This is a genomic window from Ancylobacter aquaticus (assembly GCF_004339465.1).
Classification (GTDB): Bacteria; Pseudomonadota; Alphaproteobacteria; order Rhizobiales; family Xanthobacteraceae; genus Ancylobacter; species Ancylobacter aquaticus.
On the sequence record NZ_SMFY01000001.1, the window covers coordinates 1,664,660 to 1,682,478 of the forward strand.

The following is a 17,819-nucleotide window of genomic DNA, read 5'->3' on the forward strand; positions in this document are numbered from 1 at the left end:
AGGAACGCAGAAAATGAAGTTCACCGATTTCAAGGTCATGACGTTCGACGTGGTCGGCACGCTGATCGATTTCGAGGCGGGGGTCCTGGGCGCGGTGCGTGCGCTTGGCGGCCCGCGCGCTGCCGCAGCCAGCGATGACGAGATCTTCGAGCCCTATAAGCGCGGCCGCGACAAATTCTACGGGCGTTCTTCCTTCGCCATGAAGGATGTCTACCTGTCGCTCGCCAATGAATGCGGCTTCACCAATGACGACGCCACCGCCGAGGCCTTCCAGCTCGCGGTGCTGCGCTGGCCCGCCTTCGCCGATTCCGTCGAGGCGCTGCGCCGGCTGCGGAAGAACTTCCGCCTTGTCGCCATGACCAATGCGGACCGCACCGCCTTCTCCGCCTATTCCGCCACGCTGGGCAACCCGTTTCACGACAGCGTCACTTGCGACGAGGCCGGATGCGCCAAGCCGGATACGCGCTTCTTCGCCTTCAACAGGGGCCGGCAGTCGGCGCTCGGATTCCAGCAGTGGGAGATCCTGCATGTCGCGCAGAGCCAGCACCACGACATCGGCGTCGCCAAGGCCGAGGGCTTCACCACCTGCTGGATCGAGCGGCGCCAGGGCCAGAAGGGTTTCGGCGGGACGCCCGATCCCAAGGTGATCACCACGCCGGACTTCCATTTCTCCTCGCTCAAGCAGCTCGCGGACGCGGTCGATGCGGAACGCGCCGACACCCGCGCAGCCGCCTGATGCCGGGCCCGAAGGGCATGGTCGCCCCGCTTCCATCGGTCGGCAGTGGCTCCCTCTGGCAGGCGACCTCGGTTGCCCGGCCGGCGTTCGGGAGACTGTCGGGCGACCAGTCCTTCGACGTCGCCATCATCGGTGGCGGCTATACCGGGCTTTCCAGCGCGCGTTATCTCTCCAAGGCCGGGCTTTCGCCCGTGGTCATCGAGGCCAATTGCATCGGCTGGGGCGCCAGTGGGCGCAATGGCGGCGTGGTGTCCGGCAAGTTCCGCATCGGCTTCAAGGACATCGCCGCTCGCCATGGCCTCGACACGGCGCGCCGCATGCACGCTCTCGGGCTGGAGGCGATTGAGCATGTCGGCCAACTGATCGAGGAACTCGGCATTGCGGGCGCCGAATCCCGGCCCACGGGCTCGCTGCGCTGCGCTCACAATGCCCGCACGCTCGAAGCGCTCAGGAGCGAGGCCGCCTGGCTGCGCGAGGCGCTGGGCGACACCGACGTCTCGATGCTGAGTGCCGGGGAGGTTGCGGATGAAACCGGGTCGCGCGGCTTCACCGGCGGCATGCTCAACACCCATGGCGGCGTCATCCACCCGCTCAACTTCGTGCTCGGGCTGGCGGCTGGGCTGAAGGCTGCGGGCATTGCCATTTACGAGAACACGCCCGTTACCCGCTTCGGGCGCGAGGGAACCGGCGTGGTCGTGGAGACGCCTCGCGGGCGGATCACCGCGCGCCAGCTCGTCATCGCCACCAATGCCTATTCCGACATGACGCCGGCGACCGACATGGTGCGTACATCCATCATCCCGTTCCGCTCGGCGATGGTGGCGACCGAAGCGCTGGGCGGCACGCCGGGGGCAGGGCTGCTGGCGAGCGGACGCAGCTACACCGAGACGCGGCGCATGATGCGCTGGTTCCGCAAGTCGGGCGACCGCCTGCTCTATGGCGGGCGCGGTGCCTTTGGCAAGACAGACAGCCGGGCGGCCTTTGCGGCGCTGGAAAAGGCCATGGTGCGCCAGTTTCCGGAGCTTGCGTCGGTGAAGGTGAGCCATAAATGGTCGGGCCTTGTCGCCATGACGCTGGACAGCCTGCCGCATCTCGGGCGGCTCGACGACCGCGTCGTCTATTCGATCGGCTACAACGGCACCGGCGTGGCGCTCGCCTCCGGGATAGGCCGACATGTCGCCGCGCTGGTCACTGGCGGCACACCCGATCTCGGCCTGCTGACGCGGCAGCCGCTTCCTCCCATTCCCTTTTACGGCCTGCGCGAACCCGCCGTCCGCGTGGTCGCGGGCTGGTACCAGTTCCTTGATGCCATAGGGCGATGACGCGCCGCGACCATCGCTTCACCAACCGCAAGCGGCCGACAAAAATGACCCAGAGGAGAACCGTAATGCGCGTGACACTCTCGATCCCGGCGATAATGGCGGCGCTGCTGCTGCCGGCTGCGGCCGCCTCGGCCGAACAGATCACCTTCGTCTCCCAGGGCGGCGCCTATCAGGAGGCCCAGACCAAGGCCATCCTCGACCCCGTCGCCAAGCTGCTCGGCATCACCATCCACCAGGATTCATCGCCCGATGCCTGGCCGGTGCTGAAGACCCAGACGGCGACCGGAAAGCCGATATGGGACGTGATCGACACACCGACCAAGGATTGCATTCGCGGCGGCGAGCAGGGCATGATCGAGAAGCTCGACTTCTCCCGGCTGCCCAACGCCGCCGAAATTCCCGCCGAATACAAGACAGAATATTCGGTTCCCTATGAGTTCTATTCGTCTGTACTTGCGTTCAACACGAAGAAATACGGCGAGAACGGACCCAAAAGCTGGGCCGATTTCTGGGACGTGGAGAAATTCCCCGGCACCCGGGCACTGCGCAGCCATCCCATGGCCACGCTGGAGGCCGCGCTGCTGGCGGACGGCGTGCCGGCCGACAAGCTCTACCCGCTCGATGTCGACCGCGCTTTCAAGAAACTGGAACAGCTGAAGCCCCACGTCACCGTGTGGTGGACCTCCGGCGCCCAGTCGGCGCAGCTGCTCGCCGATGGCGAGATCGACATGGAGATGGCGTGGAACGGCCGCGTGACGGCGGTCATCAAGGAAGGCGCCCCGATCGGCTACACCTTCAACCAGGGCTTCCTTCAGGAAACCTCGCTCTGCATCCTCAAGGGCGCACCCAATCTGGACACCTCCTACAAGTTCCTGAACGCGGCGATTTCGGCCGACATCCAGGCAAACTTCCCGGCCTATATCGACTATGGCCCGGGCAACCCCGCCGCCTACAAGACCGGGAAAATCGCGCCCGAGCGCGCCGCGCAAATGCCGAGCTCGCCCGACAACGCGGCCAGGCAGATACTGATCTCGGTGGGGTGGTGGAGCTCGCCTGCGGGCGAGGAGGCGCAGAAGCGTTGGGCGTCCTTCATCCAGAAATGAGCGACGGCTGCTAGCGAGGAAGCTCACATGTCGACGTCGTCGGTCAACCCGTCGCTCGCGCATCAGCGGCGCGAACGCCGCCTGGTCCTGCTGCTGCTGGCACCGGCGCTCGCCGTGGTCGGCGGCCTCCTGATCGTGCCGCTCTGCTGGCTGGCCTGGCAATCGGTGCGGCAGGATGGCGGGTTCACCCTGGCGCACTACGCCCGGTTTCTCACCGACGACGTCTACTGGATGACCTTCCTGCAGACCTTCCGCATGGCCTTCATCGTGACGGCGGCGGCCCTCATCCTCGGCTATCCCGTCGCCTATGTGGCGGCGGGTGCCTCCCGGCGCTGGAGCCTCTTCATCCTGGCGATGGTGGTGCTGCCGTTCTGGACCAGCGTTCTCGTGCGCGCCTATGCCTGGCTGATCCTGCTGCAGCGGCGCGGCCTGGTGAACACGGCACTGACCGAACTCGGGCTGGTGGACGCCCCGCTGACGCTCGTCAACAACGAGTTCGGCACGATTGTCGCCACCGTGCACATATTGCTGCCGTTCATGGTGCTGCCGCTTTACGCCACCATGCAGAAGATCCCGCCGGAGCTGACCATGGCGGGGTCCAGCCTTGGCGGCACGCCGCTGCACGTATTTCTGCGCGTGTTCCTGCCGCTCTCCATGCCCGGGGTGGTCGCCGGCATGGTGCTGGTCTTCGTGCTGACGCTCGGCTTCTACATCACGCCGGAGCTGCTCGGCGGCGGGCGGACCTACATGGTCTCAATGCTGGTGTCGCGCAACATCGAAGTCTACAACGAATGGGGCGCGGCTTCCTCGATCAGCGTGGTGCTGCTCGCCTGCGTGTTCTTCATCTTCCGCCTCGCCAGCTTCGTGATCCCGTTCGAGCGCATCATGGGAGCACGCTGACGATGGCATCCACGATCCTGCTGCGTACCTTCGTCGGCCTCGTCCTGCTGTGGCTGATCATTCCCATCGTCATCATCGTGCCGATGTCTTTCTCCGGCGCGCGGTTCCTCGCCTTTCCGCCGCCCTCCTGGTCGCTGCGCTGGTATGAGGCCTATCTCGCCAGCCCCGCCTGGATGCAGGCAACGCGGGTCAGTCTCATCGTCGCCGTGTCGAGCGCGGTCATCGCCACGGTGATGGGAACCGCCGCCGCCTATGCGCTGAACCTCGCCAGTTCGCGGCTGGTCCGCAGCCTTCAACTGGTTCTGATGCTGCCGCTCGTGGTGCCGATCGTGATCACGGCCGTGGGCGTGTTTCTCGTCTATGCCAATGTCGGCCTGCTGGCGACCATGACCGGCCTGATACTCGCAAATGTCATGCTTGGCCTGCCCTATGTCATCACCTCGGTGCTTGTGGGATTGCGGAAATTCGATCCCGCACAGGAAATGGTCTCGCGCAGCCTCGGCATGAACCGGCTGCGCACATTCTTCATCGTCACGCTGCCGCAGATCCGCCCGAGCGTGATCACCGGCCTGCTGTTCGCCTTCATCTCGGCGCTCGACGAGACGGTGGTGGCGCTGTTCATCTCCGGCGGCCAGTATCAGACGTTGACCAAGCGCATGTTCACCGCACTGCGCGACGAGATCGACCCGACCATTGCCGCGATCAGCACGCTGCTCACCGCCGTGTCCTTCCTCGTGGTCATGCTGGTAGCTCTGAACGCGCGCGGCGAGCGCGGCCGGGCCTAGCGTCATGAACACCGATACACTGATCCTCGGCGGCGGATCGGCCGGCTGCGTGCTGGCCGCCCGGCTTTCCGAAGACCCGCATCGTGAAATCGTCCTCGTGGAGGCCGGCCGCAATGTCTCGGTCGGCGACATCCCCGCCGAGGTGCAGGCGCGCTATCCCGGCCGTGCCTATCTCGACAGAGCCAACATCTGGTGCCGGCTGACCGCGCTGATGGGCGGCGCGGCGCGCAATGCCGGCCGCCGGCCCCGCCGCTACGAGCAGGCCCGGATTCTTGGCGGCGGCTCGGCGATCAATGCCCTGATGGCCAATCGGGGCGCCCCCGGTGACTATGACGAATGGGAGGCGCTCGGCGCGGAGGGGTGGAACTGGGAGGCCTGCCTGCCGGTGTTCCGCGCGATGGAAGCCGACCGTGATTTCGGCGGTCCGCTGCACGGCTCCGACGGCCCGCTGGTGCTGCGCCGCATCGGTGACGCGCAGATATCGCCCTTCGTCGACCGCGTGATGAGGACGCTGGACCGGCGCGGCCACCCGATCCGGCCCGACCAGAACGGGATATGGGAGGACGGCACCTTTCGCGGCGTGGTGGCGGTGGATGATCGCGGCGAGCGCCAGCCGACCTCGCTCGCCTATCTGACCCCGGAGGTCCGCCGCCGCCCGAACCTGACGATCCTCACCGGCCATGTCGCGACGCGCCTTCTGTTCGAGGGTACCCGCGCCATCGGTGCCGAGGTCGAGGCGGCCGGAAACGAGCGGCACACCATCGACGCGCGCCAGATCGTGCTTGGGGCCGGGGCGATCCATTCTCCCACGCTGCTGCTGCGCTCCGGCATCGGGCCGGCGGGGGAACTGCGCGCGCTCGGCATCCCGGTGCTGTGCGACCGGCGGGGCGTCGGCCGCAATTTGATGGAACACCCCTCCATCGCGGTCGCGACCTGGCTGCCGCCGGGCGCACGCGAGCGCAATCCGGGCGAGCACCATGAACAGGCGATCTGGCGCTACTCCTCCGGCCTGTCCGGAACGCCGGCCGGAGACATGCACGCGGCGATCCTGTCGCGCGCGGGCTGGCATTCGGTGGGGCTGCGGACCGGCAGCCTGTTTTTCTGGGTGAACAAGTCCTGTTCGCGCGGCTTCCTGCGTCTTGTCTCGCGCGATCCGGCCGTGGAGCCGGAGGTCGACTTCCGCATGCTGAGCGACGAACGGGACCTCACCCGCCTCAAGGCAGCGCTGCGCATGGGCGCGGAGGTCCTGCTAGACCCTGGCATGGACGGTGTGCGCGACGTGGTGTTCCCCGCGAGCTACACGCCGCGCGTCGCCGGGATCGCGGCGCCCGGCGCCTGGAACGCGATGCAGCGCGGCGCGCTCGCCGGGCTGCTCGATGGAGCCGGCCCGCTGCGGGCAGCGCTCATCCATGCGGTGGTGACGCAAGGCATCACCCTGCGCGAACTAGTGTCCGACGACGACGCGCTGACCGAATTCGTGCGGCTGAATGTCGGCGGCACCTGGCATCCCTCGGGCACCTGCCGCATGGGGCAGGCCGACGATCCGCTGGCCGTGACCTCGCCGCTTGGCGCGGTGCTCGGTGTTGAGGGTCTATACGTCGCCGATGCTTCGGTGATGCCGTCGATCCCGCGCGCCAATACCAACATGCCAACCATCATGATCGCCGAGCGCATTGCCGGCTTCATCCGCGACGGCCACCGATAAAGAGCGCGAGCCTTGGCACCGTCTCGCGTCGCGTGACCTGCGTGTGACGCGGGTTCGCGACGATCAAGGGCGTGGTTCCTGTCGGCGCGCATTCCTGGGCATCCTTGCGGCGCAGGAAAGTCCGACATACGGCCTCGTCCGACGGATCGGGGCTCTCCAGCAGCCGGATTTTAGTTTAGTGAAGGAGGCAAATCCGTGGGCGCCCGGTGTGCACGCACGCGTGGAAAGAACGAAATCCGGGGCGTATCGTGGGCAAGAACCGACCGTGCACGATGCGACCCGACACTTTGAAGTCACAAAAATAATGTCGAAAAATCAATCATTTAGATTTGCCGTGGCCCCTATGATCGACTGGACGGACCGGCATTGCCGGGCATTCCACCGGGTCCTCTCGCGCCGGGCGCTGCTCTATACCGAGATGGTGACGGCAAATGCGGTGATTTTCGGCGATCGCGGCCGGCTGATCGGCTATTCGCCGCAGGAGCACCCGATCGCGGTGCAACTGGGCGGTTCGGACCCGGCGGCGCTGGCGAAGGCCGCGGCGATCTGCGCGGAATGGGGCTATGGCGAGGTCAACCTCAATGTCGGCTGCCCCTCCGACCGTGTGCAGGGCGGAAATTTCGGCGCCTGCCTGATGCGCGATCCTTCGCTGGTCGCCGCGTGCGTGGCCGCCATGAAGGCGGAAGTGGCCATTCCCATCACCGTGAAATGCCGGCTCGGCGTCGACGAGCAGGACCCGGAAGTCGCGCTCGACTCGCTTGCCGATGCGGTGCTGGCGGCAGGGGCGGACGCGCTGATCGTCCATGCCCGCAAGGCGTGGCTCGAAGGGCTGTCGCCCAAGGAAAATCGCGACATTCCCCCGCTCGATTATGACCGGGTGCACCGGCTGAAGGCGCGGCTGCCCGATGTGCCGGTCAGCCTGAATGGCGGCATCGCCACGCTGGAGGCCGCGCAGGCGCAGCTGGCGCATGTCGATGGGGTCATGCTCGGCCGCGCCGCCTATCAGCAGCCCGAACTGCTGCTGCGGGTCGACAGCCTGTTCTTCGGCGACGCGGACCCGCACGCCGACGCTTTTGCGGCCGTGGCCGCCTTCGAGCCCTATGTCGCCGCCCACCTCGCCGCGGGCGGCCGGCTCCACGACATCACCCGCCATATGCTCGGCCTGTTCACCGGCCGTCCCGGCGCGCGGGCCTTCCGGCGCCATCTCGCAACCGAGGGCGTGAAGCCGGAAGCGAATCTTGATGTGCTGCGCGCCGCCGTCGACGAGGTGCGCAGGGCGGAAGAGCGGCGGTCCCTGGTGGCATGAAGCAGGGCCATCACCCCGGTGGCCCGGAACGAAGGCGTGGCGTGGTGGCGTGATGGTGCAGGCAATTCCTCTCGAACATCTGATGTGGCTGTCCGGCGTGCTGCTGGTGGCCGGCCTTGCCACAGGCATCCTCGCCGGCCTTTTCGGTATCGGCGGCGGGGCGATCATCGTGCCGGTGCTCTATGAGGTGTTCGGCGCGGTAGGGGTCGACGATTCCGAGCGCATGCACCTCTCCGTCGGCACGGCGCTGGCCATCATCGTGCCGACCGCGCTGCGCTCCTACCTCGCCCATCGACGCCGCACCAAGATCGACAACTCCATCATGCGGCAATGGGCCGTTCCGCTGGTGGCCGGTGTCGTCGCGGGCACCCTGCTGGCGGCGGTGTCGCCGGACGTGGTGCTGAAAATCGCCTTCGTGCTGTTCGCCGCGCTGATGTCGTCGAAGCTGCTGTTCGGCCGCGACCACTGGGTGCTGGCCGACACGCTGCCGGGGCGCTTGCCGATGGCGCTCTATGGCTTCGGCATCGGCGCCTCGGCGCCGCTGATCGGCATTTCCGGCGGCGGCATCGCCACCGTGGTGCTCACCCTCTACCGGGTGCCGATCCATACCGCCATCGCCACCTCGGCCGGGCTCGGGGCGCTGATCGCGGTCCCGGGCACCATCGGCTACATCATCAGCGGCATCCCGCATCTGGACGAGTTGCCGCCCTTCTCGCTCGGCTATGTCTCGCTGCCGGGGCTGGTGCTGGTGGGCGGCATCGCGACGCTGGCCGCGCCGCTCGGCGCCCGGCTGGCGCACGGCTTCACCCGGCGCCAGCTGGAAGTCGGGTTCGGTCTTTATCTGCTCATCGTCGGCCTGCGCTTCGTGGTCGCGCTGATCGTCGAGTGAGGCCCGCTACTCCAGGGCCTTGGCACGCATCACCAACTTCTCGCCGCGAATCTCGAAGCTGGCGAGGCGGGAGAGGAACGTCATGCCCAGCAGGCTGTGCTTGAGCGTGCCGGGGCTGGCGACGAGGGCCGGCACGTCGCGTTCGTCGATCGAGCCGGCGATGCCGATGCGCTCCAGCACCACCGCCGCCGCGCGGCCGCGCCCATTGGCGGTGTCGATGGGAATGTCGTAGCGCAGGAACTCCAGTGGCAGGCCCACCGCCACCGCGTCCTCGGGCGTCAGCACGACGCTGGAGGCGCCGGTGTCGACCAGCATCGGGATGCGGTTGCCATTGACCTCGACCCGCACGTTGAAATCGCCGTCGCGGGCGCGGGCCACCTCGACCGCCGGCCCGTCATCGGCCAGCGGCACGGCATAGCCCGGGGCCAGTTCGGCCAGCACCCGGTAGGCAACCGCGTGCAGTTCGACCCGGTAGGAATACCCCACGGCCAGAACGGCGAAAATCACCAGCCAGAGCGCGGCGGCGCGCAGCGCTTCGCCCAACCGGCCGGTGAAGGTGGCGAACACGCTGGCGCCCACAACCATCAGCAGCGAGCCGTAGAAGACAAGCTGCGCGAGATCGTTGGCGCCGAGGCCGCCGACCTCGCCATAGCGCGAGGCCCAGAACACCAGCCCTATGCCACCGGCGAGGCCGATCACCACGATCCACATCAGGCGGTCGGCGTTCATCGCGCGGCTCCTGCGGGGCGCTGGTTCAGGCGGGCCATGATGGCGCGCCGCTCGTTTTCGCCGAGCGTGGGCCACGCGCCGATCTCCTCCAGGGTGCGGCCGCAGCCGAGGCAAAGCCGTCCGCGCGCATCCAGCGTACAGACGGAAACACAAGGTGTGGTAACGGTTTGCGGCATTGATTCGGTACGCTCAGGGACAACTGACTCTGGCGCAATTTCCTGTCGATCCGGTTAAGCTCCGGGCCGGCAGGGCATCAGCGCGCGAAGATCAACAGACCGATCAGGAAGGCAATCTCGACAAGAAGGGTCGCGGCTCCGGCGACGTCGCCGGTCTGCCCGCCGAATTGGGCGCGCGCAAGGCGAACCACGAGGAGGAAGGCCAGCAGCCCGAAAAGCGCCGCGCCCACAAGGCCGACGAGGCCGATGAGGGGGACGACGAGGACGATGGCCACTATGAGAGCCACGCCCAGCGCCAGCCGCCGGCTCGCCGCGCCCGGCACGCCGGCGCTGCGGGCGAGGCCGTCCGCCCGGGCGAAGGGCAGGGCGGCCAGCATCCACAACCCCGCGAGGCGCGACACGCTGACGGCGGCGATGAGACCGGCGGCGGCGGCAAGCGGGGCGATCGCCAGCAGTCCCGCCAGCGCGCCGATGCGCAGGGAGAAAGCGAGGATGAGGGCGCAGACGCCGAAAGCGCCGACCCGGCTGTCCTTCATGATTTCCAGCCGCCGCGCCACGTTCATGCCGCCGAGCGCATCGGCGACATCGGCCAGCCCGTCCTCATGCAGCGCGCCTGAAATCGCCACCAGCACGGCGACCGCCAGGGTGGCGGCGAGGAAGTCGCCCAGACCTACCCCGTGGGCGACGACCAGCACCGACGCGGCGATCAGCCCCAGCACCGCGCCGGCCAGCGGCAGCGCCGGGCCGAGGCGGTCGAGATCGGGGGGGCCGTCCTCTTGAGGTTCGGAAGGCAGCCGCACCGGCAGCCGCGAGAGAAAGCGCAGCGCGGCCGGGACAGCGGCAAAGACGTTGGCAAGCACGGGGAGGAGGGGCATCGACGTTGTCCTGAAGCCTCAGCGTTCGACCAGCAGGTCGGCAAGGGGGCGCCGACGCTCCCAGCCGGCGCGCTCCAGCTCCGGTACATCCGAAGGCTCGGCGGGATAGCCGATGCAGAGATAGCCGACCAGTTGCCAGTGCGCCGGCACCTCCAGCGCGTGGGCGACCGCCGTCGGGTCGAGGATCGACACCCAGCCGACCCCGATGCCGCGCGCCGCCGCCGCGAGCCACAGCGTGTGGATGGCGAGCACGGCGGAATAGGCGACCGTCTCCGGCATGGTGGCGCGACCCAGGCCGTGGCCGGTGGCGGGATCGGGCTCGACGAAGACGGCGAGCTGCTCGGGGGCGTCATCCAGCCCGGCGAGCTTCAACCGGGCATAGAGGCCGGCGCGCTCGGTCGGCTGGAGTGCCAGCGCCTGCGCGTTCGAGGCTTTGAAAATGGCGCGGATGGCGTCGCGGCGGGCGTCGTCCCGCACCCGCACCAGTCGCCAGGGCTGGCTCAGGCCCACGCTTGGCGCGCGGCAGGCGGCGGCCAGCAGCGCGTCATACTCCGCCGCGTCGAGCGGTGTGGTGCGGAAGCAGCGGACATCGCGCCGCCAGGCGAACAGCGCGTCGAGCCCGTCGCGAAAGGTGGCGTCGAACGCCGGCGGCTCCGCCGAAGCGGCTGTGCGTGCGGCTGCCAGAGGAACGACCATGCGGGCTCCCATACGTGATCCCCTGCGGCCTGCGCGCAGGCCCATGCAGAGAGCTGGGGGCGAAGCTGCGGAGGCAAGGGTTGCGCGACCCTCATGGAGGGTCTAACCCGCCCTCGCGCCCAAGGCGACACTCTTCCGTGGCGCTCGCCCGTTTTGCTGCTGAGGCTCCCATGCTGCGCTCCGCCACCGGCCTGCCCTTCGACGATATCCGCAACCTCGTCACCGAGATGCCGGGGCCGGACATGGCGGCCCGCGCCGCCGCGACCGCCCGGCAGGGGCAACTCGTCAAGCCGCCCGGCGCGCTGGGGCGGCTGGAGGAGATCGCGATCCACATTGCCGGCTGGCAGGGGCGGGAGATTCCGCAGATTAACCGGCCGACGGTGGCGGTGTTCGCGGCCACCCATGGCGTGGCAGGGCGCGGCGTCTCGCCTTATCCCTCCGAGGTGACCAAGCAGATGGTCGCCACCTTCACCGCCGGCAAGGCGGCGGTGAATCAGATCTGCGGCGTGTTCGGCGCCGGGCTCCGGGTGTTCGATCTCGCGCTCGACCTGCCGACGCCCGATATCGTCGAGAAGGACGCCCTCACCGAGGCTGAATGCGCCGCCACCATGGCCTTCGGCATGGAGGCGCTGGCGGGTGAGCCGGACCTGCTGTGCCTCGGCGAAATGGGCATCGGCAATACCACGGTGGCGGCCGCCATCTTCCACGGGCTTTATGGCGGCGACGCCAGTGACTGGGTGGGCCCCGGCACCGGCGCCACCGGCGCGGTGCTGGAGCGCAAGGTGGAAGCGGTGCGGGCGGCGGTGGCGCGCGCGAAGGGCCATCTCGACGACCCGCTGGAGGTGCTGCGCAAGCTCGGCGGGCGGGAGGTAGCGGCGATGGCCGGCGCGATCCTCGCCGCCCGGCTGCAGCGCGTGCCTGTGGTGCTCGACGGCTATGTCGTCACTGCCGCCGCCGCCGTGCTGAAGGCGCTCGACCCCGCCGCGCTCGACCATTGCCTCGCCGGCCATGTCTCCGCCGAGCCGGCGCACCGCGTGGTGCTGGAGCGGCTCGGGCTGCGCCCGCTGCTGGACCTCGACATGCGGCTCGGCGAGGGTTCCGGTGCGGCGCTGTCCATCGGCATCATCAAGTCGGCGCTCGCCTGCCACAGCGGCATGGCCACCTTTGCCGAGGCCGGCGTGGCGGGGGCGTGAGGCGCGGCAAACGCCCTGCGCGTGGCTGGCGGCCGCAGACCCTTCGCGGAATTCTCCTCGCGCTGGGGCTGATCGTGGTCGCGCTGGTGGTGGAGCGGTTCGTGCCCCCGCTCACTGGCGCGGTGCGGGTGGCGGATGGCGACAGCCTTGAGATCGAGGGCGAGCGGGTGCGGTTGGAGGGCATTGACGCGCCGGAACTGCACCAGGACTGCGGCGAGGGGTTGACGGCCTGGCCCTGCGGGATGAAGGCGCGCGGGGCGCTGGCGGCCCTCGTCGCGCGGGGCGAGGTGAGCTGCCGGCCGATGGACGAGGATCGCTATGGCCGCGCCGTGGCGCGCTGCGCGGTCGAGGGCGCCGATATCGGGGCGGAACTGGTGCGGCAGGGCTGGGCGGTGGCGCTCGGTCTGGCCTACCGGGCCGAGGAGCGCGCGGCGAAGTCGGCGGGTGCCGGCATCTGGTCGGGCCCGTTCGAGATGCCGGCGGACTGGCGGGCGCGCCATCCGCGGCCGGCGGAGTGAGGCCGCGTTGGAGGTCCGGACACAAGCCGTTGCCCCCCACCGCACCGTCATCCCGAGATGCGAGCCCACGGGTCTTGCCGCCGGCACGCCCGAGGACAGGCTCCGAGTTACGGTCCATTCACGGGCGGCGAGCGCCGTCCGGGATGACGAACCGGGCGTGTCTTCCTATTTAACCGCGATGCCGCCCGATCCGCTCGTCACCCTGCTCGCCGACATCCGCGCCTGTCGCTTCTGCGTGGAGACGCCGCGCGGCACGCCGCTGCCGCACGCCCCGCGCCCGGTGCTGCATGTCGGGGCTCGCGCAAGGATCCTCATCGCCGGGCAGGCGCCGGGAACGAGGGTGCATGCCTCCGGCCAGTCCTTCACGGATGCCTCCGGCGACCGGCTGCGCGGCTGGCTCGGCGTCGACAGCGAGACGTTCTATGACGAGAACCGCATCGCCGTGGCAGCCATGGGCTTCTGCTTTCCCGGGCAGGATGCCAAGGGGGGCGACCTGCCGCCGCGCCGGGAATGCGCCAGCCTGTGGCACGACCGGCTGTTCGCCGCGCGGCCGCCCTTCGATCTGATCGTGGCGGTGGGTGCGTCCGCGCAGGCCTATCACCTCAGGCGGCTGGGGCTGGAGCGCTTCGTGGGCGGCGGGCTCACCGAACGGGTGGAGCGCTGGCGCGAGATATGGGACGCGCACGCGCAACCCCGCCTGCTGCCGCTGCCGCACCCTTCCTGGCGCAACAGCGGCTGGCTCAGGCGCCACCCCTGGTTCGAGGCGGAACTCGTGCCCGTGCTGCGCACCGAGGTGGCGCGGCTGGTGGGTTAGTCGAGCACGACCTGCTCGGCCTGCAGGTTCTTACCCGCGATAACGTCGCTTTCGACCCTGTCGGACGACACGACGAGATAGTCGGTATCGTCCAGCGCCTTGAGCACGGCTTCTTCGGCCTGGAACTTCACGCCGAACCCCGCGAGATAGCCGATGGTGGGGTGAACGGGATTGTCGTTCTCGTCCCGTCCGTCCTTTCTCACAAAGACGCGCCAGGCTTCTTCGGCCAGTGGCATTGGCTTTCCTCCCCTTTGCGGTTCAGTGCGACAGCAGCAGATGCCGGTTGAGCCGGCGCTCCAGCACGTTCCACACCCGTCGCACGATCTCGACCATTATGAGATAGAGCACCGCCGCCCAGAGATAGACCTCCATGTCGTAGGAGCGGGAGAAAGCGAGGCGGGTGACGCCCATCAGGTCGTAGACAGTGATCACCGAGGCGATGGCGCTGGCCTTGATCATCAGCACCACCTCATTGCCGAGAGGGCGCAGGCCCACCGCGATCGCCTGCGGCAGGATGATCTTGCGATAGGCCAGCACGCGGTGGAGACCGAGCGCCTGCGCCGCCTCCATCTGGCCGACAGGCAGGGTCTGGATGCCGCCGCGCAGGATCTCCGACTGGTAGGCGGCGGTGTTGAGGGTGAAGGTGAACACCGCGCAGTTGAAAGCGTCGCGGAAGAACCACCACAGGCCGATATCGGTCAGCTGCTCGCGGAACTGGCCGGCGCCGTAATAGATGAGGAAGGTCTGCGCCAGGAGGGGGGTGCCGCGGAAGAAATAGGAATAGGTGAACGCCGCGCGGGAGAGGAACTTGCCGCCCTCCACCCGGGCGATGGCGAGCGGCAGCGCCAGCACCGCGCCGAAGACGATGGACAGCCCGACCAGTTGCAGCGTCACCCAGACGCCGTCGAGAAAGCGCAGGCCGTAACGGCTCATCAGGTCGGCGTTGAGGCCGATCAGGCTCATCAGCCAGAGGAAGCCGTCGCCGAGCATGCCGAGAAAGGGCTCCATCAATGGCCTCCCACGCGCTTGAAGCCGCGCGAGGCCCGGTTCTCCAGCGCAGAGAAGACGATGCTCGATAGGCCGGAGAAGACGAGATAGATGAGGCAGGCGACGAGGTAGAAGAAGAAGGGCTGCTTGGTCACGCCCACCGCGATCGAGGTCTGGCGCATCAGGTCGGTGATGGCGATGACCGAGACCAGCGAGGTGTCCTTCAGCAGCACCATCCAGTTGTTGGAAAGCCCCGGCAGGGCGATGCGCCAGAGCTGCGGGAAGGTGACGAGCCGGAAAGTGCTCCAGCCCGACAGGCCGAGCGCCGAGGCGGCCTCCTTCTGGCCTTTCGGCACAGCGCGAATGGCCGCCAGCAGCACCTCGCTGGAGAAGGCGCCGAGCACGAGGCCGAGCGCCACCACGCCGGCGACGAACTGGTTCACCTCGATATGGGCGCCTTCGACCACATAGCCGGCGAGGCGGGTGAGCAGCATCTGTCCGCCATAATAGACGATGAACAGGGTGAGCAGTTCCGGCAGGCCGCGAAACACCGTGGTGTAGAGGTCGCCCACCGCCCGCAGCAGGCGCGAATGCGAATCCTTCGCCACCGCCACGGCGAGGCCTATGGCGATGCCGACCGGCAGGGTGACGAGGGCGAGCTGGATGGTGAGCAGCGCGCCCTGCAAAATCTCGTCGCCCCAGCCATTCGGGCCGAAGGACAGCAGCTCAAGGAGATCAAGCATGATGGACGGCGCGCCCCACGGTCATTCGACGGAAAGGCGCCGCCCCGGCCGGGCCGGAACGGCGCTGCAAGGCGGGCGTCAGTAGACGCTGAAGGGGAAGTACCTGTCGTTGATGGTCTTGTAGGTGCCGTCGGCGACGATCTCGTCGATCGCCTTGTTGAACATCGCCACGAGGTCGGGATCCCCCTTGCGGATGCCGACGCCCACGCCCTCGCCGAAATACTTCGTGTCCGTATGCTCGGCGCCGGTGAACTTGCAGCACTTGCCTTCGTCGGTCTTCAGCCATTCCAGCAGCACCACCTTGTCGGCGATCACCGCGTCGAGCCGGCCATTGGCGAGGTCGAGATTGGCCTCGTCCTGCTTGCCGTAGAGCTTCACCTCGGCGCCAGCCTTGGCGTAAAGGTCTTCGAGATAGTTCGAGTGGATGGTGGAGCCCTGCGCGCCCAGCACCTTGCCCTTGAGTGCCTCTGGCGAGGTATCGGTGATCGGCGAATTCGCCGGCACCACGAAGGTGGCGGGGGTCTTGTAATATTTCTTGGAGAAGGCGATCTGCTGCTGGCGCTCCTCGGTGATCGACATCGAGGCGACGATGGCGTCGTATTTGCCCGCCAGCAGGGCGGGAATGATGCCGTCCCAGTCCTGCGCGGTGAAGGTGCATTCCACCTTCATCTTGGCGCAGAGGGCCTTGCCGATATCGATGTCGAAGCCCTGCAGCTCGCCCTTCTCGATATAGTTGAAGGGCGGGTAGGCGCCTTCGGTGCCGATGCGGACGGTCTTCCATTCCTTGGCGGAAGCGCCGCCGGCCAAGGCCGATGCAAGGATGGCCACGGCCGCGAACCGGGTGACGAGGCTCATGATGTTCCCCTCTGAAAGGTTTTCCTGGGCCGGCTATTCTGTGCTTTCCGGCAACCCATGCTGGCACTATTTCCGAATGTAGTGCAACGGGCGTGCCGCATCCCTAGTCAGAAAGTCGATGTGATCCATTTGAGTGCAGTGCAGCGCCATCGGACCGGCTGATCGGGCAATGGCGCGGCATGGGTTGACGCTGGCGGCGCGCTGGTGTGTCTCAGCTTGAAACAGGTCCATTGAGGAGAAGCGCGCTATGGCGACGGCAGACGATGTGAAGGCGCGGCTGGCGCAGGTTTCCGCCCCCGATGGCCGTCCCGTGACCGAGGCCGGCGTGCTGTCCGACATCCTCGTCTCGGACGGCAAGGTCTACATGTCCATCACCGTCGATGCGGGCGAGGCGCAGGCCTGGGAGCCGGTGCGCGCCGCCGTGGAGCGCACCGTGCGCGGTACGCCGGGCGTGACCTCGGCGCTGGTGGCGCTTACCGCCGAGCGCAAGGCAGGCGCGTCTTCGGCGGTTGGCGCCCAGCCGGTGCGGGTTTCGGGGCAGGGTGCGGCGGGTGGCCATTCCCATGCCGGCCACAGCCATGCCGGTCATTCCCATGCCGGACATTCGCACGCCGCCCCCAGCCCCGCGCAGCCGCCGGCCGATCCGCAGAAGGAGACGCCGGGCCTGCCCGGGGTCGGCGCCATCATCGCGGTGGCCTCCGGCAAGGGTGGCGTGGGCAAGTCCACGCTGGCGGCCAATCTGGCGCTGGGCCTCGCCGCTTCCGGGCTCAAGGTCGGCCTGCTCGACGCCGACATTTACGGCCCCTCGGTGCCGCGCCTGATGGGGCTGAAGGGCCGCCCCGATGTGAACGGCCGGATGATCACCCCGATGCAGGCCTTCGGCCTCAAGGTGATGTCCATCGGCTTCATGGTCGAGGAAGAGACGCCGATGATCTGGCGCGGGCCGATGGTGATGTCGGCGATCAGCCAGATGCTGAAGGAAGTGAACTGGGCGCCGCTCGACATTCTCGTCGTCGACATGCCGCCCGGCACTGGCGACGCGCAATTGACCATGGCGCAGCAGGTGCCGCTGGCCGGCGCGGTCATCGTCTCCACCCCACAGGACCTCGCGCTGATCGACGCGCGGCGCGGCATCGCCATGTTCCAGAAAGTGAACGTGCCGGTGCTCGGCGTGGTGGAGAACATGAGCTATTTCATGTGCCCGCATTGCGGCACCCGCTCCGACGTGTTCGGCCATGGCGGGGCGCGGCACGAGGCGCAGCGGCTCGGCGTGCCCTTCCTCGGCGAAGTGCCGCTGCAGATGTCGATCCGCGAGACCTCCGATGCCGGCCTGCCTGTCGTGGCGACGCGGCCGGACAGCCCGGAAGCGGGCATCTACCGCGCCATCGCGCAGGCGGTGCGCGAGTCGCTCGCCGGCCGCCGCAGCACCGCCCGCGCCGCGCCGCGGATCGTGATGGAGGGGTGAGGGACGGCGGTTCCCGCCTGCC

The 17,819-nt window shown here is 68.3% G+C and carries 20 protein-coding genes; 12 read left to right on the plus strand and 8 right to left on the minus strand.

Annotated elements, in window-relative coordinates; translation table 11 throughout:
• Window positions 1-13 precede the first annotated feature (13 nt).
• The 8 genes from EV667_RS07695 (at window position 14) to EV667_RS07730 (ending at window position 8,746) form a co-directional block, all read left to right on the plus strand.
• Window positions 14-736 carry an HAD-IA family hydrolase gene (locus EV667_RS07695; protein WP_131834661.1) on the plus strand — a complete coding sequence of 241 codons (723 nt, stop codon included), beginning with the start codon at window positions 14-16 and terminating at the stop codon, window positions 734-736.
• The gene (locus EV667_RS07700; protein WP_131834662.1) at window positions 736-2,058 is read left to right on the plus strand and encodes an NAD(P)/FAD-dependent oxidoreductase; all 1,323 of its coding nucleotides are present in this window, start codon (window positions 736-738) and stop codon (window positions 2,056-2,058) included. Before EV667_RS07695 ends, EV667_RS07700 begins: the two co-directional genes overlap by 1 nt.
• Window positions 2,059-2,123: 65 nt before the next feature.
• On the plus strand, window positions 2,124-3,161 hold the full coding sequence (locus tag EV667_RS07705) for an ABC transporter substrate-binding protein (protein WP_131834663.1): 1,038 nt from the start codon (window positions 2,124-2,126) through the stop codon (window positions 3,159-3,161).
• Between the two features lie 27 nt (window positions 3,162-3,188).
• Window positions 3,189-4,061, plus strand: a complete 873-nt coding sequence (locus EV667_RS07710) for an ABC transporter permease (RefSeq protein ID WP_131834664.1) — start codon at window positions 3,189-3,191, stop codon at window positions 4,059-4,061.
• Window positions 4,062-4,063: 2 nt separating this feature from the next.
• Window positions 4,064-4,846: an ABC transporter permease gene (locus EV667_RS07715; RefSeq protein ID WP_131834665.1), complete on the plus strand. Its 783-nt coding sequence runs from the start codon at window positions 4,064-4,066 to the stop codon at window positions 4,844-4,846.
• A gap of 4 nt (window positions 4,847-4,850) precedes the next feature.
• Window positions 4,851-6,551 carry a GMC family oxidoreductase gene (locus tag EV667_RS07720; protein WP_131834666.1) on the plus strand — a complete coding sequence of 567 codons (1,701 nt, stop codon included), beginning with the start codon at window positions 4,851-4,853 and terminating at the stop codon, window positions 6,549-6,551.
• A 304-nt stretch (window positions 6,552-6,855) separates the two neighbouring features.
• Window positions 6,856-7,857, plus strand: a complete 1,002-nt coding sequence (dusA, locus tag EV667_RS07725; RefSeq protein ID WP_131834667.1) for a tRNA dihydrouridine(20/20a) synthase DusA — start codon at window positions 6,856-6,858, stop codon at window positions 7,855-7,857.
• Window positions 7,858-7,909: 52 nt separating this feature from the next.
• Entirely contained in the window at window positions 7,910-8,746 is an 837-nt protein-coding gene (locus EV667_RS07730) for a sulfite exporter TauE/SafE family protein (RefSeq protein WP_131834668.1), read from the plus strand.
• A gap of 6 nt (window positions 8,747-8,752) precedes the next feature.
• Here the strand turns inward: EV667_RS07730 and EV667_RS07735 are convergent, their stop codons facing one another.
• The 4 genes from EV667_RS07735 to bluB all read right to left on the minus strand — a co-directional run bounded on the left by EV667_RS07735 (window position 8,753) and on the right by bluB (window position 11,234).
• Entirely contained in the window at window positions 8,753-9,475 is a 723-nt protein-coding gene (locus EV667_RS07735; RefSeq protein WP_131834669.1) for a TIGR02281 family clan AA aspartic protease, read from the minus strand.
• Window positions 9,472-9,651: a DUF1289 domain-containing protein gene (locus EV667_RS07740; RefSeq protein WP_131834670.1), complete on the minus strand. Its 180-nt coding sequence runs from the start codon at window positions 9,649-9,651 to the stop codon at window positions 9,472-9,474. Before EV667_RS07740 ends, EV667_RS07735 begins: the two co-directional genes overlap by 4 nt.
• Window positions 9,652-9,728: 77 nt before the next feature.
• Complete coding sequence (gene cobS, locus EV667_RS07745) at window positions 9,729-10,526, minus strand: adenosylcobinamide-GDP ribazoletransferase (RefSeq protein ID WP_131834671.1); 798 nt, start codon at window positions 10,524-10,526, stop codon at window positions 9,729-9,731.
• An 18-nt stretch (window positions 10,527-10,544) separates the two neighbouring features.
• Entirely contained in the window at window positions 10,545-11,234 is a 690-nt protein-coding gene (bluB, locus tag EV667_RS07750) for a 5,6-dimethylbenzimidazole synthase (protein ID WP_131834672.1), read from the minus strand.
• A gap of 158 nt (window positions 11,235-11,392) precedes the next feature.
• Between bluB and cobT the strand changes: the two genes are divergently transcribed.
• From cobT to EV667_RS07765, 3 genes are all read left to right on the plus strand, one after another.
• Window positions 11,393-12,415, plus strand: coding sequence for a nicotinate-nucleotide--dimethylbenzimidazole phosphoribosyltransferase (cobT, locus tag EV667_RS07755; RefSeq protein WP_131834673.1), 1,023 nt, complete (start codon window positions 11,393-11,395; stop codon window positions 12,413-12,415).
• Window positions 12,412-12,933 (plus strand): thermonuclease family protein, encoded by a 522-nt coding sequence (locus tag EV667_RS07760; RefSeq protein ID WP_245516023.1) that lies wholly within the window; start codon window positions 12,412-12,414, stop codon window positions 12,931-12,933. The genes cobT and EV667_RS07760 overlap by 4 nt, the downstream gene beginning before the upstream one ends.
• 178 nt (window positions 12,934-13,111) lie before the next feature.
• On the plus strand, window positions 13,112-13,747 hold the full coding sequence (locus tag EV667_RS07765; RefSeq protein WP_131835069.1) for a uracil-DNA glycosylase family protein: 636 nt from the start codon (window positions 13,112-13,114) through the stop codon (window positions 13,745-13,747).
• Here EV667_RS07765 and EV667_RS07770 read toward each other — a convergent pair.
• The 4 genes from EV667_RS07770 to EV667_RS07785 form a co-directional block, all read right to left on the minus strand.
• On the minus strand, window positions 13,744-13,983 hold the full coding sequence (locus tag EV667_RS07770; protein WP_131834674.1) for a hypothetical protein: 240 nt from the start codon (window positions 13,981-13,983) through the stop codon (window positions 13,744-13,746). The genes EV667_RS07765 and EV667_RS07770 overlap by 4 nt on opposite strands.
• A 22-nt stretch (window positions 13,984-14,005) precedes the next feature.
• Window positions 14,006-14,755, minus strand: coding sequence for an ABC transporter permease (locus EV667_RS07775; RefSeq protein ID WP_131834675.1), 750 nt, complete (start codon window positions 14,753-14,755; stop codon window positions 14,006-14,008).
• Window positions 14,755-15,477: an ABC transporter permease gene (locus EV667_RS07780; protein ID WP_131834676.1), complete on the minus strand. Its 723-nt coding sequence runs from the start codon at window positions 15,475-15,477 to the stop codon at window positions 14,755-14,757. Before EV667_RS07780 ends, EV667_RS07775 begins: the two co-directional genes overlap by 1 nt.
• 78 nt (window positions 15,478-15,555) lie before the next feature.
• Window positions 15,556-16,332 carry an ABC transporter substrate-binding protein gene (locus EV667_RS07785; RefSeq protein ID WP_131834677.1) on the minus strand — a complete coding sequence of 259 codons (777 nt, stop codon included), beginning with the start codon at window positions 16,330-16,332 and terminating at the stop codon, window positions 15,556-15,558.
• 247 nt (window positions 16,333-16,579) lie between these two features.
• Here EV667_RS07785 and EV667_RS07790 point away from each other — a divergent pair, with 247 nt between their 5' ends.
• A complete protein-coding gene (locus tag EV667_RS07790; RefSeq protein ID WP_131834678.1) occupies window positions 16,580-17,797 on the plus strand; it encodes an Mrp/NBP35 family ATP-binding protein in 1,218 nt (405 codons plus the stop codon).
• The last annotated feature ends 22 nt before the right edge of the window (window positions 17,798-17,819 follow it).